Origin of the sequence: Pelagicoccus sp. SDUM812003 (assembly GCF_031127815.1) — a bacterium.
Lineage (GTDB): Bacteria > Verrucomicrobiota > Verrucomicrobiia > Opitutales > Opitutaceae > Pelagicoccus.
The window spans coordinates 83275-102775 of sequence record NZ_JARXHY010000004.1 but is presented as its reverse complement, the minus strand read 5'-3'; the positions used below and the strand labels follow the sequence as shown (position 1 = coordinate 102775).

17 protein-coding genes are annotated in these 19501 nt (G+C 59.0%); 7 read left to right on the top strand and 10 right to left on the bottom strand.

What is annotated here, in order from left to right; genetic code table 11:
• Positions 1-26 precede the first annotated feature (26 nt).
• Positions 27-1127, bottom strand: coding sequence for a histidinol-phosphate transaminase (hisC, locus tag QEH54_RS07095; RefSeq protein ID WP_309017953.1), 1101 nt, complete (start codon positions 1125-1127; stop codon positions 27-29).
• 430 nt (positions 1128-1557) lie between these two features.
• Between hisC and QEH54_RS07090 the strand changes: the two genes are divergently transcribed.
• Positions 1558-2619: an AI-2E family transporter gene (locus QEH54_RS07090; protein WP_309017952.1), complete on the top strand. Its 1062-nt coding sequence runs from the start codon at positions 1558-1560 to the stop codon at positions 2617-2619.
• 29 nt (positions 2620-2648) lie between these two features.
• Here the strand turns inward: QEH54_RS07090 and QEH54_RS07085 are convergent, their stop codons facing one another.
• The gene (locus QEH54_RS07085) at positions 2649-3350 is read right to left on the bottom strand and encodes a hypothetical protein (protein ID WP_309017951.1); all 702 of its coding nucleotides are present in this window, start codon (positions 3348-3350) and stop codon (positions 2649-2651) included.
• A gap of 316 nt (positions 3351-3666) precedes the next feature.
• Between QEH54_RS07085 and QEH54_RS07080 the strand changes: the two genes are divergently transcribed.
• On the top strand, positions 3667-4626 hold the full coding sequence (locus tag QEH54_RS07080) for a putative porin (protein ID WP_309017950.1): 960 nt from the start codon (positions 3667-3669) through the stop codon (positions 4624-4626).
• A gap of 69 nt (positions 4627-4695) precedes the next feature.
• Here the strand turns inward: QEH54_RS07080 and QEH54_RS07075 are convergent, their stop codons facing one another.
• From QEH54_RS07075 to ispH, 3 genes are all read right to left on the bottom strand, one after another.
• On the bottom strand, positions 4696-5247 hold the full coding sequence (locus tag QEH54_RS07075) for a hypothetical protein (protein ID WP_309017949.1): 552 nt from the start codon (positions 5245-5247) through the stop codon (positions 4696-4698).
• Positions 5248-5309: 62 nt separating this feature from the next.
• Complete coding sequence (locus QEH54_RS07070; protein WP_309017948.1) at positions 5310-6917, bottom strand: TrkA C-terminal domain-containing protein; 1608 nt, start codon at positions 6915-6917, stop codon at positions 5310-5312.
• A 193-nt stretch (positions 6918-7110) separates the two neighbouring features.
• Positions 7111-8844, bottom strand: a complete 1734-nt coding sequence (gene ispH / locus QEH54_RS07065) for a 4-hydroxy-3-methylbut-2-enyl diphosphate reductase (RefSeq protein ID WP_309017947.1) — start codon at positions 8842-8844, stop codon at positions 7111-7113.
• A 153-nt stretch (positions 8845-8997) separates the two neighbouring features.
• Here ispH and QEH54_RS07060 point away from each other — a divergent pair, with 153 nt between their 5' ends.
• Positions 8998-10806: a SulP family inorganic anion transporter gene (locus QEH54_RS07060; RefSeq protein WP_309017946.1), complete on the top strand. Its 1809-nt coding sequence runs from the start codon at positions 8998-9000 to the stop codon at positions 10804-10806.
• 147 nt (positions 10807-10953) lie between these two features.
• Here QEH54_RS07060 and ftsY read toward each other — a convergent pair whose 3' ends face one another.
• From ftsY to ribB, 4 genes are all read right to left on the bottom strand, one after another.
• Positions 10954-11886 (bottom strand): signal recognition particle-docking protein FtsY, encoded by a 933-nt coding sequence (gene ftsY / locus QEH54_RS07055; RefSeq protein WP_309017945.1) that lies wholly within the window; start codon positions 11884-11886, stop codon positions 10954-10956.
• Positions 11887-11946: 60 nt separating this feature from the next.
• Complete coding sequence (nusB, locus tag QEH54_RS07050; protein WP_309017944.1) at positions 11947-12396, bottom strand: transcription antitermination factor NusB; 450 nt, start codon at positions 12394-12396, stop codon at positions 11947-11949.
• A gap of 2 nt (positions 12397-12398) precedes the next feature.
• Complete coding sequence (ribH, locus tag QEH54_RS07045; RefSeq protein WP_309017943.1) at positions 12399-12869, bottom strand: 6,7-dimethyl-8-ribityllumazine synthase; 471 nt, start codon at positions 12867-12869, stop codon at positions 12399-12401.
• Between the two features lie 115 nt (positions 12870-12984).
• A complete protein-coding gene (gene ribB, locus QEH54_RS07040; RefSeq protein ID WP_309017942.1) occupies positions 12985-14082 on the bottom strand; it encodes a 3,4-dihydroxy-2-butanone-4-phosphate synthase in 1098 nt (365 codons plus the stop codon).
• Positions 14083-14539: 457 nt separating this feature from the next.
• Between ribB and QEH54_RS07035 the strand changes: the two genes are divergently transcribed.
• From QEH54_RS07035 to QEH54_RS07025, 3 genes are all read left to right on the top strand, one after another.
• Positions 14540-15295 carry an ATP-binding cassette domain-containing protein gene (locus QEH54_RS07035; RefSeq protein ID WP_309017941.1) on the top strand — a complete coding sequence of 252 codons (756 nt, stop codon included), beginning with the start codon at positions 14540-14542 and terminating at the stop codon, positions 15293-15295.
• A 56-nt stretch (positions 15296-15351) separates the two neighbouring features.
• Entirely contained in the window at positions 15352-16548 is a 1197-nt protein-coding gene (locus tag QEH54_RS07030) for an ABC transporter permease (protein WP_309017940.1), read from the top strand.
• A gap of 264 nt (positions 16549-16812) precedes the next feature.
• Complete coding sequence (locus tag QEH54_RS07025) at positions 16813-18315, top strand: pyruvate carboxylase subunit B (protein ID WP_309017939.1); 1503 nt, start codon at positions 16813-16815, stop codon at positions 18313-18315.
• A gap of 75 nt (positions 18316-18390) precedes the next feature.
• Here QEH54_RS07025 and QEH54_RS07020 read toward each other — a convergent pair whose 3' ends face one another.
• The gene (locus QEH54_RS07020) at positions 18391-19131 is read right to left on the bottom strand and encodes a DUF1223 domain-containing protein (protein WP_309017938.1); all 741 of its coding nucleotides are present in this window, start codon (positions 19129-19131) and stop codon (positions 18391-18393) included.
• A gap of 119 nt (positions 19132-19250) precedes the next feature.
• Between QEH54_RS07020 and QEH54_RS07015 the strand changes: the two genes are divergently transcribed.
• Positions 19251-19499 (top strand): hypothetical protein, encoded by a 249-nt coding sequence (locus tag QEH54_RS07015; protein ID WP_309017937.1) that lies wholly within the window; start codon positions 19251-19253, stop codon positions 19497-19499.
• Positions 19500-19501: the final 2 nt, after the last annotated feature.

The window sequence follows — 19501 nt, the reverse complement described above, 5'->3', positions numbered from 1 at the left end:
GAAGCGCTAACATGCTGGCTACCGGCCTAGGAGTTCAAGAACGAATTCAAAGCGCTCAAGGCCCGCTCGTTCTGCTCCGGCAGGCCGATCGTGATGCGCACCCACTCCGGCATTCCATAAGGGGCGAGCGGTCGCACGATCACCCCCATCTCCTGCAGACGCTGAAAGCAGCCCATGCCGTCCCCCACCTTGACCGTGACGAAGTTCGCGAAGCTGCGAATGAAGGAGCAGCCGAGCTTAGCGAAACCGGCTTCCAACTGCAGGCGCCCAATCTCGTTGGCGGCTCGACAGTCGCCCACGAACTCGCGATCCTGCAAGGCCGCGATGGCTGCCGCCTGGGCGATGGCGTTCACATTGAAGGGCTCTCTGGCCCGGTTGAGCAATGAGACCAGCTCCGCGGAGCCATACCCGTAGCCGATGCGCAGGCCAGCCAATCCGTAGATTTTTGAAAAGGTTCGCGTGCAAAAGATCTTTCGCCCAGCCGCGATGAGGTCCCGCAAATCCGGTCCGTTTTCCAAGTACTCCGCATACGCCTCGTCGAGCACGAAAAGAACGTGTTCCGGAAGGCCGAGGGCGAAGGCGCGAATGTCCTCGGCCGTGTTCGCGGTTCCGCTGGGATTGTCGGGACTGGGCAGGAAAACGATCTTGGTGCGTTCCGTCACCGCTGAGGCCATGGCATTCAAGTCATGGGTGAAATCCGACATCGGCACTTCAACCGGCGTGCCTCCAAATAGCAGCGTGACCAGCTTGTAGACGATGAACGCCCCTTTGCCCATGACCGCTTCGTCCCCGGGTCCGATAAAGGCATGGCCAAGCAGCTCCAGCACCTCGTTGGAGCCATTGCCCACGATGAACTGCTCCGGCTCCAGGCCAAGGGTTTCCGACAAGGAGCGCTTCAGCTCGAAGCATCCACCGTCTGGATACAGCTCCACATCGTCCAGAGCAGACTTCGCCGCTTCGATGGCCTTTGGCGAAGCGCCGAGGGGATTTTCGTTGGACGCGAGCTTGATGATGCTGTTCGGATCGAGTCCGAGCTCGCGGGCCACGTCTTCGATGGGCTTGCCCGGCTGATAGATTGGCTGGGAAAGCAGTTCTGGCTTAACGAGATCGGAATACGCGGTCGGCATAAGGAGGCAGATTCAGCCAAGCAAAGGTCCTAAGATCAAGTTCAGATGATCAGCCGCCAACGCTTGGCGAGCGAGCGATCCGCCGGACGAGCTCGGGAAAACGGTGCAAAAGGAAACCCGGGCGAATCCCCATCCGCCCGGGCCCTCCTCTAGTTTTTCTGGGTTCCTCAAATCCACACCAGAAAAAGTGTTCTGACCACTTGGATCACATGGTAGAACGAACAACTGCTATACTCGAATGTGACCCGTTGTGAAAAAGAGTGTTTCTCGTTTCCGAAATTTTCTTCCCCGTTTCCTCCTGTCCTCACCAACTACTACGAATGGGTCCTCCAGCTGGTTTCAAATTTCTATGCCCTCCCTTTGCGGGAAATTCTGGCCTTCGCGAAGGCGGTTTTCATGCTAACCCGCAGCCACGAACATCCCTTCAAAAATGAATCCTCTCCTCCGAGCCTTCCTCGCGCTCTCCACCACCGTAATCATTTTCTACATCCTTCACATCGGCAAGGAACTGATCATCCCCTTCGTGCTCGCGGTCTTCATCTGGTACCTGATCAACGTGCTCTCGACGGCCATCACCCGCGTCCGCATCAAAGGGAAAACCCTGCCTATCTCGCTTCGCTACATCGCCTCGACGCTCATCATCATCGCCGCCCTCGGAGCTCTTTTCAACTTCATCACGCAAAACGTCAGCGAAGTCATCGCCGTGGCTCCGACCTACCAGGAACGGCTGCAGCCCATGATCGACAAGATCATCGACTGGCTGCCCATCGAGGAGCCGCCCAGCCTGCGGGAGTTCGTTTCCCAGTTCAACTTCAGCAACCTGCTGTCCCGCGTGGCCACCTCGCTCGCCTCCATAGCGGGCAACGCCAGCATCATCAGCATCTACGTGATCTTCCTTTTTCTGGAACAGCGAAGCTTCGGGCCGAAGATACGCGGCATGTCCACCGGAAGCCTAAGCTCGGAAGACGTTTTCGAAATCATCGACGAGATCGCGTCCGACATCCGTACCTACATCGGTATAAAGACCCTCACCAGCGCCATCACCGGAGTCGTCAGCTACGGCATCATGGCCGCCATCGGATTGGATTTCGCCGCCTTTTTCGGGACGATGATCTTCTTCCTCAACTTCATTCCCACCATCGGATCCATCCTCGCCACCATCTTCCCTTCTCTGCTCTCGCTTCTTGTATTTGATTCCCCACTACCGATCATTGGAATCATCGGCGGCGTCACCGCCACACAGGTTCTCGTGGGCAACATGCTCGAGCCGCGCCTCATGGGCAGCTCGCTCAACTTGAGCCCCCTGGTCATCCTGTTCTCGCTCAGCTTGTGGGGAGCCCTGTGGGGAGTGACCGGCATGTTCCTGTGCGTGCCGATCACCGTTGTGGCCATGATCGTCTGCTCGCACTTTCCTCAAACGCAGCCAGTGGCGATCCTGCTTTCCAGCGACGGAAAGATTCGCGGACGCAAATTTGGAGACGCTCTGGAATGAGCTCCCCATAAAACGCCCCTTGCGGGGAATCAAGCGCGTCGTCGCAAGGTGAGGGTTCGATTCGTGCCCTTGAAGAATTCGTGATCCACTTCGTGGATACAAGAGTCGAAGCCAAGTTGATCCACGAGCTCCAACAGGTCATCGAGATGCGGATACGGACCGTTCGTCGCATCGACGATGGGATGAATCCTAACTTGCTCGCGGGCCACACGACAAAGTTCCCGCATCGCATCGAGGTGGAATCCCCGGTCGAACTGATCAGAATAGATGAACAGAAAGTGAGCGCACAGCACTGCATCGAAGCTGCGGTCATCAAAATCGAGTTTTGGCAGAGAGCCCACTCGGTAGCATCCCGTCCCATAGTTGCGCCGGTAGTCTCTCACGAAGCGCTGCAGTCCCTCCAGCCGCGTGGCTTCCGCCTCTTCGACGCTGGCGTAGGTTCGGGTCGAAAAGCGCTGCTTGGCCCGACGCACCCGCTCGAACATCGATCGAAAATCTGAATACGCCAAGGTGGCGATCGCTTCGGGATTTCGATAGAACAGCGGATCGATCCCGATGGCTCGAATGCCGCGCTGATTGGCCTCCGCGACAAACGAAGACGGTCCAGCCGGGCATTCCAGGACGGATTTGCCTATGAGTTCGGACTCGTCGAGCCCGAAGCATTTCAAGAGCTCCCCGTAAGGGCGCCCGAAGAAGGAAACGGAAGATAGCGTAGAAAGAAAGTGTGTCATGGCTTTGAAGCGTGCGTATGAAGGTTTGGATACAAAAAAACCTGATCCCCGGAACGGGAGATCAGGCTCAACGAGAGACAAGCGGAGAAGCGGTCAGCTTCGCCATCGTCGAACCTGCACGACACGCCACCACGCGCCCAAAGCGATGCGGGCTACAGCGAACGGTACACTGATAGGCGTGGTTTCCATGATGCGAGCAGCTAAAGGCAAGATTCGTAAAACTATCAAGAACAAAGTCGAAACACGGGGGTCGAATCCGTACTGACTCTTAAGGGGTTTTCGTTCAAAACCACAATATCTACGGAAATACAGCTCAATGACATCAAAAGCCTTGTTACTCGCCACCCTAAGCGGCGCCTGTCTGCTAGCGGCTCAATCGTCGCTCGCCTACGACTGGGAGACCAGTTTGAGTATCGAAGACAAAGAAAACGCCAGCGATCCCAGCTACAACCTGTCCGCCAAGCGCTACTTCGCTCCACTGGATAGCGCCACCAACGCGCCGCTGGCGGAAATTCCGTTCATCGATCGCCTAGCGGAGCTGGAGCTCGACTTCTCCTACCAAAAGGATTCGCGCACGCTGCAATTATCCCCCTTCCGCATTAACACCAGCACGTCCATCGAGATCGAAAACAAATGGAAGTCTTTCGGCATCGGATACAGGCACGCCAATGCATCGAGCCCGCATAGCTTCAGCGCCGCCTTCAACTACGTCGACATCGAGGTTCAACTCCCCCAGTTCAGCTGGTGGAGGCGCTTCGGGACAGGGGAGTACGAGCTTGTCGACTACAACCTCATCACCGACGAACGAGCGGTCTACTCCTACGGCATTGGCTACGAGTACTACCTTTCCGACTCATGGACGGTTGGCACCGCCCTCAGTCTAAACGAATCCTCCTTCAGCGACACCTACACGGCGTCGATCGGTTCCAAGCGACTTTGGGACCTCGGCAACGACCGCTGGCTGAGCGCGAGTGCATCTATAAACTACATTGGCTCCAAGAACCCCTACTCAGACGACGAAACATTCGCAGCAGACCTGGCTATGAGCTACTACTTCAGCAAGCGTAGCAGCGTTTCCATCGGAGCATCGTTCCACGAAGGGAACCAACCCGAAACCTACACTCTGAGCGGCAAGCACTTCTTCAACGATCAGCTCTACCTCGAGCTCGGCCTTGAGCAGACCGAATACGGCTATAGCTCGAGCATGCTCCCCGACGGCAGCGTCTTGGATCCCGACGAAACCGCTGTCCAAGCCACCCTCGGTTTCCGTTTCTAGGCGTCGCTCAACCGTCTCTCTCAAGACGCGATCGCCCTTCGAGGCGGTCGCTTTTTTTTTGCGTCCGCTTCAGTCGCAGTATTCAGACATGTCATACAGATTCGGATCGCGCTTGTTGCCAAGCAGACGGCGACGCAAGCGGCGGATCTTGGCCGCGGCGCTTTCCTTTTCTTCACCTTCGCCTCCGAATCCTCCCTCTTCGTCCATGCCATCGAGGGCGTCGCCGTATTCCTCCTCCAATGCTTCCGGATCCTCGCCAGCTTCGAGACGTCGCACCATCTCCTCCATTTCCCCAGGAAGCTTTTCTCCGGTGAGATCGGTCATCTTGCGCATCAGGTGGGCCATCTGCTTCGGGTCCGGATTGTCCTCGTCGAAGCCAGCCATGTCCTTCTCCAGCTCCGCCATGACGCGCTCCATCTTGGCATCGTCCATGTCGTCCATCGGATCCGCATCGGCGGGATCCTTGGCCTTGCCGATAAACGCGAATCCGGAAACGCGTTTTTGCATGGAGAACGACGGATCAGCTGGGCAGCGCGGCGTCTTCTCTCCGTAGGAAAGCGACTTGGCTAGGAAGGAGTAAACCGTGTTGTTTTCTGGGCAATAGAACTCGTAAATCGGCATGCCATTTCAGGAATCAAAACGGCGGTTTTTAGCAACCGAAAAATGGAGCCCCAGTCCGCCCTCTACCCCCCGATGCCCAACACCTGAAGCAGCAGCTTCGCGAGCACCGTCATCATGATCAGGGCCACCGGATAGGCGGTCGCGTAGGAGACGATGGGCTGCTGGGAATTGCTGGAAGCGGTGAGCGCCCCCAACGCAGGCGTGCTTGTCATGCCCCCGCAAATACCGCCAAGCGTCTGGGCCTGAGTCAATCCAAGCGCCTTGCGTGCGAAAACGTACGAGGTGAGAAGGGGCGCGAGCGTGATCAACGCTCCGGCGATGAAAACGGTGATCCCATATTTGGATACGGTTTCGCCTAGGCTCGATCCGCCTACGATGCCCGCGTTGGCGAGAAACAAGACCAATCCAAGCTCCTGCAGCAGCAATCTCGTGGGACGCGGGATATGGCCAACGATTCGTCCGACTCGGCCGAAGTATCCAAGAACCAATGCCACGAACAGGGGCCCTCCGGCCAGACCGAGCGTCATGGGCTCTCCGCCGGGCAGGGCGATCGGCACCATGCCGCAAAAGATCCCGGCGCTCAGGCCGATGGCCAGCGAAATCATGTCGGTCTGATCGAAGGCTTGGGGCCGGTGCCCGATGTGTTTGCCAAAGCGCTCCAGAGCGTCCGACTCGCCAACCACCGTGAGCACGTCGTAAAGCTCCAAGCGGGTGTTGTGGGTAGGCACGAAGGTCTGACCCAAGCGACTGACGCGCGTCACCACCACGCCGAAATTGCTCAGGGTGCCGATTTCCTCCAGCACCTTTCCGCCAATGGACTTGGCGGTCACCACCAAGCGCTGACGCTCGTGCTCGGTATCCATCACAAAGGTCTTGTCGCTTTGCTTGCCGATGTAGTCGATGGCCAGCTTGATGCCCTTTCCGCTGCCGACGAGCAGCAGGTTCTGCCCCGCTTCGAAAGTGTCGTCGTTGCGAATCGGCGCCAGCCGGCCGTCGCGCAGGACGCGGGAAACCTGACAGCCAAAGCCGGACACGTTTCCATCAGAGATCTTCATGCCGATCAGGTTGGGATTGGAAACCTCCACCAAGGCGTTGCGCACCTCCGCCTCCGTGGCGTCGGCCTCCTCGACCTGCTCCTCGTCCGGCTTCGGCTTGAGCAGCTTGGGCAGCAGCTGCACGAAAAGCACCACGCCGATCACCCCAAACGGATACGCGATGCCGTAGCCGATAGCCACGCCCTGGGCTGCCTCCTTCGCTCCTTCGGTGGCGGCCGCCAAGGCCGGCGTGCTAGTGAGCGCGCCAGCGAACAGACCCGCCGTCAAATCCGCCGGCAGCTCGAACAGGTCGGAAAGCCCCCAGGCCACCAAGGCCCCGACGATCACGATCAGCAGACTCAGCTTGGCCAAGCCGCCGCCCTCGCGGGCCAGGGCCGGGAAAAAGCGTGGGCCGGCTCCGATGCCGACGCAGTAGACGAACAGAGCCAGACCGAAGCTGCCCACCCCAGCCGGCACCTCCAGCCCCAAATGTCCAGCCAGCAAGGCTACGAACAGGACGCCCGAACTCCCCAGCCCGATGCCTTTCACCGTCAGGCTGCCAAATAGGAGACCGATCCCCACCACGAGGAAAAGCACGATAAGTGAATTCCCGAATACGCTTTCTAAAATGTTCATAGCTAATACCCCAGCTGACAACGTCTTCTCCCTGAGAAATCGTTATATGACTGATTATTAATATTTTCCGATAAGATCGAAGCCACGCAATCCGATTTCCCCAGAAAAATCAAACTTAAGGTGCGCAAATCTTCATTAAGATTTCCTAATACGAATACTCACCCTCGCCGAACGGACGGTAGCCAGGGCCGCCTTATTCGAGCTCCGCGAGCACGCTTTCCACGGAACGAATGCGCTCCTGCGGGAAGAACCCGTTGATGCGGCAGATGATCTGCTGCAGGATGCCGTCCGGGCACGACGCCCCGCCTGTGACGAGGATGCGCACCGACTCCTGGTCCGGCAGGAAGCGTCGGGTTTCCATTATCCCTTGCTTGGGATCGTTTGGATCGTAGGGGAAGATGAAGTGCTCGATCTCCTCCTTGGACAGGATGTTGGATTCAGATTGGATGTAGAAGGCCCGATCGCCGAAGCGGTCCTGACAGAGCCGGAAGAGCTGGTAGGTGTTGGAGCTGTTCTTGCCGCCGACCACGATCGCCGCGTCGATCTCCTCGTCGAGGGCCCGAGCCAAGGCGTCCTGGTTGACCTGCGTCGCGTAGCAGAGCGTATCTCCCTTGCTGCTCATGGCCAAGTGCTCGGTGACGTGCGCCTCGCCGTACTTCTTGCAGAGGACCTGCTCGAGGAAGGCGATGATCTTCAGCGTTTCGTTGCGCAGCAAGGTGGTTTGGTTGACCAAGGCCAGCCGTTGCAGATCCGTTTGCGGATCGAAGCCAGCGGTGGCCTTTTCACGGAAGGGTTCGAACAGGCGTCGCTTCTCCTCTGGATCGTCGGCGTAGATGACGTCGCCCAAGGCCGCCGCTTCCTTCATGTCCCGAATCACCAGCGAAGGGGCGTGCTTGGCGCTGTTGGAGAAGGTAGCCTTGGTCTCCTCGTGCTCCGCCTTGCCATGGATGATGATGGTATAGCCTTGCTGACCGTAGCGTCGAGCCGCCTTCCAGACCTTTTCCACCAGCATGCAGGTCGCATCGTATTGGCGGATCGGCAACCCGCGCTCGATGAGCCGCAGCTTGTCCTCGTCCCGAGCGCCGAACGCCGGGATGATCACGATGTCGTCCTCGCCTAAGCTATCCCAATAGGGCGATCCCGAACGCTCGTCCAGCAGCGGCACTCCCTTATCGCTCTGCAGGTAGCGCAAGCCGCGCGCCTTGAGATCCTCGTTCACGAACGGGTTGTGGATCAGCTCGCTGAGCATGAAGACGCGCTTGTCGGGATTGGCGGCCAAGGTCTCGTAGGCCCGCTCGATGGCGTTCTGCACTCCGAGACAGAAGCCGAAATGGCTCGGAAGAAGGAACTCGGTGGCTCCGAAATCGAGCCGGGCCGGGCTGGTGGCGGATCGCTCCTTGGCCCGCTTCACCGCCTTGATGGCGTCGCACAAGGCGCTGTGGTAAAGAGCGACCGAGGTATCGTCGCTCTGGTACACCTGGCGGTTGCGTTCGCTTTCGGCCCGAAAGCGGTAGATGTAGTCGTTGGCGTTGAGGTAAAGATACGGGATGCGGATGGCGTTCGCCTTCAAGGCCTCCAGCACCGGTCGCAGGAGATCGGTGTTCTCATAGAAACGCCAGAGAGGGATGCTCGAATAGCCCTCCTTCATCAAGGCCCTCGGAATCTCCATCCCGTCCAGGACCACGAAATAAAGCTCGGCGTCCTCGACCTCCGCCACCTTCACCGGCTGCTCCGCGAAGCCCAGGCGCTCCAGATGGGCGGCGGCATTCTCGACTCCGTTTCGCCCGAGGCCAAACGGCTGCCACAAGCGCTCCAAACCGCGTCGAACCACGATGCGACAGTTGCCGAGAAAAAGGAAGACGTAGCGTTGCGCGACTGGCGCAACCTGTGCGTTCGGGCGAGAATGCGTTTTGGCGTCGTTGTTCATTGAGTCGACCCATTCAAGGCATTCGCTTGCGTACCGCAACGACAGAAAACAGCCGGAGCAAAAGCGTGCGCCACGCTTGCAACCACGGCGAAAGACAGGAAAACTTTATCTCGAACCGCTCGTGTATCCACGCGAGAACGTCGCTCAGCGCAAATGTCAGACTCTCCGCCCACCTCTACAAGTTCCCAGCTAAAACTCCCCAGAGACCGCTTCGCGATCGACATCGCGCCCGCTCGAGCATTCCTCAAGGGCTACGGGAAAGAGGATCTCGCCGGCGACGCTCGAGCCGCCCTCAATGTCGCTCTGCTCGCCTTCCCCCAAGGCATGGCCTACGCCGCGATCGCTGGGCTGCCTCTGCGCTACGGCATCTTCGGAACCGTGGTGGCAGCCATCCTCGGGGCCTTCTTTTCCACCTCGAAATACATTTCGCCCGGTCCGACCAATGCGACTTCAGTCATGGTGCTGAGCTCCTTCGCGGCTCTGGGGATCGTTTCCGAGGACGCGATCGTATCCAACATATCGTTACTCCTATTTCTCGTAGGCATCGCCCTGCTCATCGGCTCCGTCCTTCGGGTGGCCTCTCTCATCCAGTACGTTTCCCGCAGCGTCATCACCGGCTACATCACAGCGGCCGCATCGCTGATCATCATAAACCAGTTTCGCAAGACCCTAGGCTTCGAGTTCACTCCGGAGGAGAAGGCGGAATCGTCCACCTTCTTCGAGGTGGCCCACACCACCTTCAAGCATTTGGGCGAAACGCAATGGCCCACCCTCAGCCTCAGCATCGCGACCTTAGCGATCTATCTGTTCATTCGAAACTATTGGCGAAAACTCCCCAACGTGGCGATCACGCTCGCCCTCTCCTCCATCATAGCGTATTTCGCAGACCAATACATCGAAGGCTTCAGCGTCTCCTACCTGCCCAGCCTGGACATCAGCATGTGGGCCATCACCTGGCCCAACTTCACCCACAGCGGCATCAGCTCGCTGCTCTCACCCGCCATCGCCATCGCCTTGATCTGCACCTTGGAGAGCAATTCCATCGGCAAGTCCCTGGCCGCCCGCGACGGGGCGCGCGTGAACGGAAACCAGGAAATGTTCGCCGCCGGCATGGCGAATCTCGGCTGCTCTCTGCTCTCCGGCATGACCTCCTCGGGCTCGCTCACCCGATCGAAGGTGAACGTCGACAGCGGCGCGGTGACTCCCCTCTCTGGCATCTACTGCGGGGCCATCGTCGCCCTGATCGCCCTGCTCATCGCCGATCTGATCGAATACATTCCCACCTCAGCTCTCGCGGTGGTGGTGGTGGCCATCGGCTTTTCCTTGATAAACAAGCATCAGATCCGCCTCGTCACCAAGACCACGCGAAGCGATACCATCACCTTCTACGTCACCTTCGTCACCGGCCTCTTCCTCGCCTTGGACTTCGCCATCTACATCGGCACCGTCTGCTCCATCGCCCTGTTTCTCAAAAAGGTGGCCAGTCCGGAAATCGTGGAGTACGCCTTCGACGAATCCGGCCAGCTCGGCCAGCTCAGCGAAAAGGACAAGCGGGCCGATCCGGAAGTCTCCATCGTGCACGTGGAGGGAGAGCTGTTTTTCGGGGCGGCCGAACTCTTCCGCGACCAGATGCGCCGCGTCAGCGACGACCCCAACCTCAAGGTAGTGGTGATGAAACTACGAAACGCCTACAATCTGGACGCCACCAGCTGCATGGCTCTGGAGGAGCTGATAAAATACATGAACGAGCGCGACCGCATCCTGCTGGTAAGCGAGGTGCGCCCCGACACCATGCGCATCTTCCGCAACTCCGGCTTGGACAAGATCATCAAGGAGGTGAACCTCTTCTCGGACGAGGAAAGCAACCCCACCCTCTCCACCGCCAAAGCCCTCAAACGGGCCCATCAGATCCTCGGCGGCCTCACCCCCAAGGTATCCATCTACGCCAAGGAAAAACGCTAGCCGTTAGCGGTGAGCAACTTTCACTATGGTGGCGCGAGACCTCCGGGCTCGCGCTGAACGCGCCCGGAGGTCACGTTCCACCTTGGCGCCTCACGAAATGTAGAAACGCTCCGAGCCAAAGGGCCGCGCAAAACGGCCGACCGGACGCTACGCTTCCGCCTCTTCCGGCGTTCCGAAGATGGCGTCCACGTAGTTGTCGATTCGATACTCCTGCAGATCCTCCGGACGTTCGCCGAAACCGAGGAAAAAGATAGGCAGCTTGAGCTCGCGGTAGATGCCGACCAATGCGCCGCCGCGGCTGGTGCCGTCGAGCTTGGTCACCACCAAGCCGTCGAGACCGAATTTCTCGTGGAAGACGCGGGCCTGCTCGATGGAGTTGGAGCCAAGGCTGCCATCGACCACCAGCAAACTGTAGTGCGGGGCGGATTCGTCGTGCTTCTGCAGCACGCGTCTGATCTTGGCCAGCTCGTCCATCAGATTGCTTTTGGTGTGCAATCTCCCCGCGGTATCGATGATCAGCGTATCGTGCCCGCGGGCCTTAGCGGCCTGATAGGCGTCGAAAGCCACCGAGGCGGAGTCGGAGCCATGCTGGCCAGCCACGATTTCCAGATCGAGCCGGTTCGACCATTCCCTCAGCTGCTCGATGGCCGCTGCTCGGAAGGTATCGCACGCCGCCACCATAGGGTTTCGCCCTTCCTGCTTGTATTGAAATCCCAACTTCGCGGTAGTGGTGGTCTTGCCGGAGCCGTTCACCCCGATCATGCAGATCACGGTCGGCTTGCCCTCCTGAAACGCGACCCGCCCCTCGGAGCCTGCGAGCACGCGCTTCAAGACAGAGGAGCCGATGCTGGCCACATCCTGGCCTCGCAGCGACTTGTCCTTTCGGTACGCGGCTCGCGTTTCCTCCACGATTTCCTCTGTGGTCTCGTATCCAAAATCCGATGCGAACAACGCCTCCTCCAGCTCCTCGATGGACGACGCGTCGAGCGCCTTGCGCCCGAAGATGCCGCCGGTCTTCTCCGCGATGCTCTTCGCGGATTTCGCGAGCCCGTCCTTGAATTTCTTAAAAATGGAAAACATCGCGGCAGACTGTGAGAACTAAGGCGGCAGGCTTCAACCTCGCTTTGCGACGCGCGGTGGCTAATCCAAGCTCGCGGTGCGCGAGGGGCGGTCGAGCTCGCCCTTGACCTTGTCTAGGATGCCGTTGACGAAGCGGCGCGACTCGGCGGAGGAAAATTCCTTACTTAAGTCGATGGCCTCGTTTATGCTGACCACCGGCGGAATGTCCTTGCGGTAGAGCAGCTCGTAGACAGCGAGGCGCAGGATGGCCAAGTCGATCTTGGCGATGCGGCCGAAATCCCAGTTGCTCGCGAGCTGCATGATCTTTTCGTCCACGTCCTCCGAAAACTCGATCACCCCGTGGATCAGCTCCTCGGCGAAGGAATAGTAGTCGCGCTCCTGCTCCAGATTGTCGAAAAACACCCGCAGATCGTCGACCAGGTCCCGCGGCCGATTGATCGACCAAGCGTAGATGTACTGCATCGCGGCGACGCGATTCTCCCGGCGTTGAGACTTCTTTCCCTCTGACATAGCTAGCAATATTTGCGGCGCAGCTGCGCCATTTCCAAGGCGCACTGGCCGAACTCCGCCCCCTTGGGGATCGATCCGACGCAGCGTTCCTTCACTTGTTCCTCGTTGTCCCCGACGATCAGTCCAGCGACTACCGGCACCTTCGTCTTGATTGCCACTTCCTGCAAACCGTAGTTGGCGGAATCGGAAACCATTTCGTAATGCCGGGTCCCGCCGGCGATCACCACCCCGAGCGCGATCACCGCATCGAAGCTGCCTTCTTCCGCAAGGTAGCGAGCGATGAGCGGCAGCTCGTTCGAGCCCGGCACCCGCTCGATCACGATGCTCCCTTCGGCCACTCCAGCGTCCTTGAGCGTCTTGAGCGCCCCATCCAGCAAGCCGGAAACGTAGACGTCGTTGAAACGCGCCGCGACGATGCCGATCCGGAAATCGGACCCATCGACAGCGAGAGAGGTGGGCGACAGATTGCTCATAGTAAGAACGGGTTCGTGAGAGGAGTCAGGGAAATGCCCGCCGCCTCCCGGCATGTAAAGGCAAAAGGCGCCGAACCAAGGCCTCTTCGCCTTCCCGAGAAACGCCCCCAGACGCCTACAGCCGCACCGTCTCCACGATCTCCAGGCCGTAGCCGTCGAGCGCGATGACATTTCGACTGGTTTGGGAGAGCAGGCGGATCTTGCTCAACCCGAGCGCGGAGAGGATCTGGGCGCCGATCCCGTACTCGCGAAGGCTCATGCGATGGGCCGCTTCGTTGCCGTCGCCCTTTTTCAGCACCAGGCCGCCGCTGGGACGACGGATATAGACCAAGGCCCCGCAGCCTTCGGCATTGATGCGCTGGAGAGCCGTCCCGATGGCGTCGCTGTTTTCCGCGTCCGCGGGCTGGAAGAGATCGTTCAAGACGTTTTCCGCGTGCACCCGCACGAGGGTCGGCTCCTCTCCCAGTTCGCCAGCCACGAACGCGAAGTGCTCCCTGCCATCCAGCACGCTGCGAAACACCTTGAGCGTGAAGGCCCCATGCGCGCTCTCAAAGGGACGCTCGTGCACCAGCTCCACCAGGTTTTCCCTTTGGTGACGGTATTCGATCAGCGACGCGATGGAGATCATCTTCAGCCCGAAGCGCTTCTTGAATTCGAAGAGCTCCGGGGTGCGGGCCATGGTGCCGTCGTCGTTGAGAATCTCGCAGATCACCCCGCACGGGAACTGTCCCGCCAGCGAAGCGAGATCGACCGCCGCTTCGGTGTGGCCAGCCCGCTCCAGCACCCCGCCGCTCTTGGCCTTGAGGGGGAAAATGTGTCCCGGCTGCACCAGCTGGTCCGGGCGCGTCTCGGGATCCGCCAGCAGCTCGATGGTCTTGAAACGGTCATAGGCGCTGATGCCGGTGGTGATGCCTTCGGCCGCGTCCACCGAAATGGTGAAATCGGTGCGATGCGACTCGCGATTCTCCTGCACCATCGGGCTGATACCCAAGCGCTGCAAATGATGCGGAGCGCAGGGCACGCAGATCAGGCCGCGGGCATGCTGGATCATCAGATTCACATTCTCCACCGAAGCCTTGCTGGCGGCGAACACCAGGTCGCCCTCGTTTTCGCGATCCTCGTCGTCGGTGACGATCACCGGACGCCCAGCCGCGATTTCCGCGATCGCCTCTTCAACCGAATCAAAAAGCTCTATCTGCGCTTGGTCAGCCATGATGCGGACCGACTAAACACGCGGATTCGCCACTGACAACTCGATAAGCGAAAAGCGCTCGATCTGCCAGATCGCGCCTGCCACGCTCCGAGCGGATTTCGCCCTATCGCCCCCCTCAGATACAAGAGGAGCGAGGCTCTTCCTACGGAGCCCCGCTCTCGAGTAATCCATCTCTATTAGGAACAATATCAATCGTTACGAAATTGGAATGCGTTCGTTTGTTCTGCGTGTTAACGGTCTCGGCCGCGATACCTTTAGGTAATTCGCGGTATAATTGGAGAAAAGCGCTCATCGCCGCCTAGCGGCATCCATCTATGCCAGCGTATCGCAGCAAGGCATCGGACGCAGCTGGCAATTCGCTCCAGGCTCTTATTTTGCTGGAAAGCGATTGTTCATGAGGCTTTTCTGCCTGCCGGATCATTTCAACCGCCCTCTCCCAATTCGCCCTTCGCCGCTCGTGATCAAAGCCCAAAACCTCAGCAAAACCTTTCGCGACAAAAAACGCGGCCTCGTTCGGGCCGTAGATCGGGTCAGCTTCACCTGTCACCCAGGACAGATCTTCGGACTGCTCGGAGCCAACGGCGCTGGCAAGACGACCACGCTGCGCATGCTGGGCACCTTGCTCGAGCCCACCCGAGGCTCGGCGGAAGTCGCGGGATTCGACGTGGCGAAGCAGCCCGAGCAAGTGCGGCGAAGCATCGGCTTTCTCTCCAACGGCACCGCCCTCTACGGGCGCTTGACCGCTCGCGAAATGCTGGAGTACTTCGGGCGGCTCAATGGCATCGAAGGCAAAGCGTTGCGAACCCGAGTGGACGAGCTCATCGAGCGCCTCGAAATCGGAGAGTTCCAGAAAGGCCGCTGCGACAAGCTCTCCACCGGACAAAAGCAGCGCGTATCCATCGCCCGCTCCATCATCCACCAGCCACCGGTGATGATCTTCGACGAGCCGACCACCGGACTCGACGTGATGACTTCTCAAACGATCATGAGCTTCATCGAACAGTGCCGCGACGAGGGGCTGACAGTGGTTTTTTCCACCCACATCATGAGCGAAGTGGAACGCCTCTGCGACGAAGTCGCCATCGTGCACCGCGGGAAAATCGTCACCGAAGGCAGCGTCGCGGAAATAAGAACGCAAACTGGCGAGCCGGTGCTCGAGAACGCCTTCCTGAAAGTCGTCAACCGCATCGAGGCCGAAGCGGCCGCCGAATAGGCGAACGAGCCGCTCATCACTCCTTACTAGATTTTCCATCTCCTTTTTTCCACCCCATGACCCGACTCACCCGCGCCATCTTCCGCAAAGAGCTGATTGAAACCTTTCGCGACAAACGCGTCATCCTCGGCGTCATCGTTTCCCCGCTGCTTCTGACGCCTTGCCTGATGGGAGCAGTGCTTTTCTTCGCCAGCCAGAAGGCCATGGAGATGCAGTCCTCCGTCCTGGACATCGGCGTCTACCAGGAAGCCGAGTTCCCCGCCCTCCTCGAGCATCTGGAGGCCGACGAGAGCATCAAGCTGCGCGAACTGGGATCGCGAGAGGAAGCCGTCTCCGCCATCGAATCCCTCGAAGCTCGAGCCGCCTTGATCATCCCGCGCGACGCCCCCGAAGCCTTCCGGAAGAACGAGACCGCTCAGCTGGAGCTTATCTTCACTCAGGCCAACGAGAACTCCGGCAATGCGCGAAATCGCCTGCACGGCATCATCGGCGCCTTCAATCGCGAACAGACCAAAAGCCGGCTGGCCGCGGCGGATCTGGACGAGTCCTTCATCGCGCCCACCAAGCTCACCGATACCAGCATCGCGGAAAACGAAGCCGTGGTCGGCTTCGCCCTTTCCATGTTCCTTCCCTACCTGGTGGTCATGAGCGCCGCTTTCGGAGGCATCAATACCGCCTTCGATCTTTGCGCCGGCGAAAAGGAGCGCGGCACCATGGAAACGCTGCTGGTCTCTCCCGCCTCCCGCTACGAGATCGTGCAAGGCAAGCTCTACACCATCTTCGTCATCAGCCTGGTCTCCTCCATCTGCTCCATCCTCGGCATCCTCATCGCCATCGCTTTCGGCCAGAACATCATCGAAACCCTTTTCGGCGAAGGCTTCTCGATCTCCTACCTCAATCTGATCGCCTTGGTCCTCATCGTGGTGCCGCTCAGCCTGCTGAGCTCCGCCGCCTTGTTTCTCGTTTCCAGCTTCGCCCGCAATCCCAAGGAAGCCCAAGCGTACATCTTCCCCTTCGTGGCCCTCTTCATCTTTCCCGCAGTGCTCTCCTCCATCCTCGGGGCCGAAAGCCCGCTCTACACCGCATTGATTCCAGTGCTGAACATCGCCATGTCCATGAAGCAGCTCCTCGGCAACGTCTTCGACCTCAGCTACTTCTGCCTCGCCCTCGGTAGCTCCATCGCCTACGCCTACGTCAGCATGAGAATCGTCACGGCTCTTTTCCAAAAGGAATCCATCCTCTTCAGGTCCTAAATCGATCTCAAAGCCAAGCCTCGGCTCGGCCGCGGTACGGGGAAAATCCACCTCCAGCTATAAGAATTCGAGATTTATCGTTTATTTTTCATTAGCCCGCCTTATGCAAAGCATTACGCTCAGCTTAAATTTATCTTATTAAGCGATTCTTTTTCCTAATGCATTGCATGAGTCATATTAGCGCTTAGCTTAACCGACGCTTCTTGAGAGAGGATTTCTCGAGGCATTCTACACCAATTTAGATAACCTACAAAACGAAGAAACATGGCCACAGCTCCTGTCATCTTTAACAACAACGTCCTTCGCGACGGCCACCAATCGCTCGCCGCCACCCGCATGACGACCCACCAGATGCTGCCCGCTCTTGAGGCGCTGGATGGACTCGGCTTCGGCTGCCTTGAAACCTGGGGGGGAGCTACCATCGATGCCGGTCTTCGTTTCCTGCACGAGTTTCCGTTCGATCGTCTGGACGCCATTCGGGCCAAGACCAAGACCAAGCACATGATGCTGCTGCGCGGGCAAAACATCGTGCAGTACGCCCACTTCCCGGACGATGTGGTGGAAACCTTCATCAAGACCTCCGCCAAGCATGGCATGGACATCTTCCGCATTTTCGACGCCCTGAACGACCCTCGAAACATGGAGACCGCCATCAAGGCGGCCAAGGAGGCGGGCAAGGAGGCGCAGGGGGTGATGTGCTACACCACCTCTCCGGTGCACACCACCGAGGCTTTCGTGAAGCTGGGACAGGAGCTGGAAGACATGGGCTGCGGCTCCCTTTGCTTGAAGGACATGGCCGGACTGGTGCCTCCCTATCAAGCCTATCAGATCATCAAGGGACTGAAGGACAGCGTGAAAATTCCGGTGGTCATCCACACGCACGAAACCGCGGGACTCGGCGCCTCGACCTATTACGCGGCCATCGAAGCCGGCGTGGACGCCGTGGATACGTCCATCATTCCTTTCGCCAACGGTACGGGACAACCGGATACCGGTCGCATGCTGGCCCTGCTGGAGGGACATCCACGCTGCCCGAAGTACGACCTGGACGCCTTGCAGTTCCTGCGCGAGCACTTCACCAAGATCTACGCGGAGCTTTCCGACTACACCAGCTTCGCCAACGAGCGCGTCGACTCGGACGCCCTCAAGTACCAAGTCCCCGGCGGCATGCTTTCCAACTTCCGCAACCAGCTCAAAGAGCAGAACATGGAGGACAAGTTCGAGGACGTGTTTAAGGAAATCCCAGTGGTGCGCGAAGCCCTTGGCTGGATTCCTCTCGTCACCCCGACGTCTCAGATCGTGGGCGTGCAAGCCATGCTCAACGTCAAGTTCGGCCGCTGGAAGAATTTCACCCCACAAGCGATCGACATCGCCCTCGGCTACTACGGCCGCACTCCCGCTCCCGTTAATCCCGAAGTGCAGAAGATCGCTGCGGAAAAATCGGGCAAGGATCCCATCACCTGCCGCCCGGCCGACCTCAAGGATCCCGGCATGGCCAAGCTTCGCCAGGAGCTCAAGGCCAAGGAAATGCCGGACAACGACGAGCACTGCGTCATTCACGCCATGTTCCCGGCAGAGTTGGAGAAGATCTACAAGAACAACCTCAAGCCGATGCTGATCCCGGAGACCAAGAAGAAACCCGCAGCCGCTCCCGCCGCTGCAGCTCCTGCCGCGGCCAGCGAAGCGAAGCCCGCTGGACCCAAGCCGGACGGAGCCAGCCGCTACACCATCAAGGTGTTCACCGCGGACGTGGAAGAGGTTTCCTGAAACAGCAGATCAATTCGAAACGAAGACCCGCCGAGAGCGGGTCTTCTTTGTATCCGCGGTTTCATACAAACACCACTACCAATCAGAAAGCCAACCGCCGGTAGCTTGCAGGACCCGCAAGCTACCCTCTTCGTACACCCATACCGCGATGGCGTAACGATCCGCGGGATGGATGGCATTCCGTTTGGGCAAGGACATCGATCTCCGGAGCGGACCTTGCGCAAGGGACAAGGCGACGAATTCCTGGCGCAGCGTCCGGTTTCGGTTTTCTCCTCGACGCACCTCCGTCTCCAAACCCACGCCAAGAATCGCCACTGCCGCTTTGACGTCTGTCGCGCGGTCAGAGCCATCGTACTCCACGGTCACCCGTTCATCGGCCACGCGGGCCACAAGCGTGCCGGAGGAGTCTTCAGAGCTTCGCGGCAAAGCCTCCCCCGAGAAGTAGCCGCGCCATTCCGCGCCATCCACCACGAAGCAAGGCGTATAGACCGAACCAACTCGACCGGCGCTTCGATACGCGTACTGCCGTTGCGTGAAACGCTTGTTCGCAAAAGGGTCCTTCCATCCCAATCGGTCCCAGTAGCTGACGTGAAACGCCACCGGCACGACGTCCGTCCACAGTCCCGGCGAATCCATCAGCTCGTTCAGTCTGCTCTCGGCAGGCGGACAGCTGCTGCAGCCTTGAGAGGTAAACAACTCCACCAGTCGCGCCTGCGAGCGACCACTTGAAAACACTTCTTCAGTCGCTTCAACGCCACGCGCCCAGAGAACCAGAGCGATGAGGATGAACGCTAGCAATCGGTCTAACTTGCCCATGCTGCATAGAGCCCTCAGGGGAGCGATCTATTCCATCCCACGACCAAACAGGAGTAGGACTTGCAGCCGGTTCGCTCCTCGCGTACTCTCTTCCCCCTACTCCGATCGACTGCGTCGCCATGATGAGCTCCAATCCCAAGAACCGTATCCATTTATACATCACAATCGCGATGACGCTGCTCTCGGTTTTCGCCGGTCTGCTGTCCACGCTATCCTACTTTTCGGGCACGCTTTACTATCCTTGGGGACCCAGCGAAACCACCAGTCCCGAAGCGGCATTCTATCTGGGCATAAGTGTTTACATCACCCTAGCGGTCACCTTGCTAACCTCCGCCCTGATCCGCATCGCTCTGCGCATCACGCGTTGAAA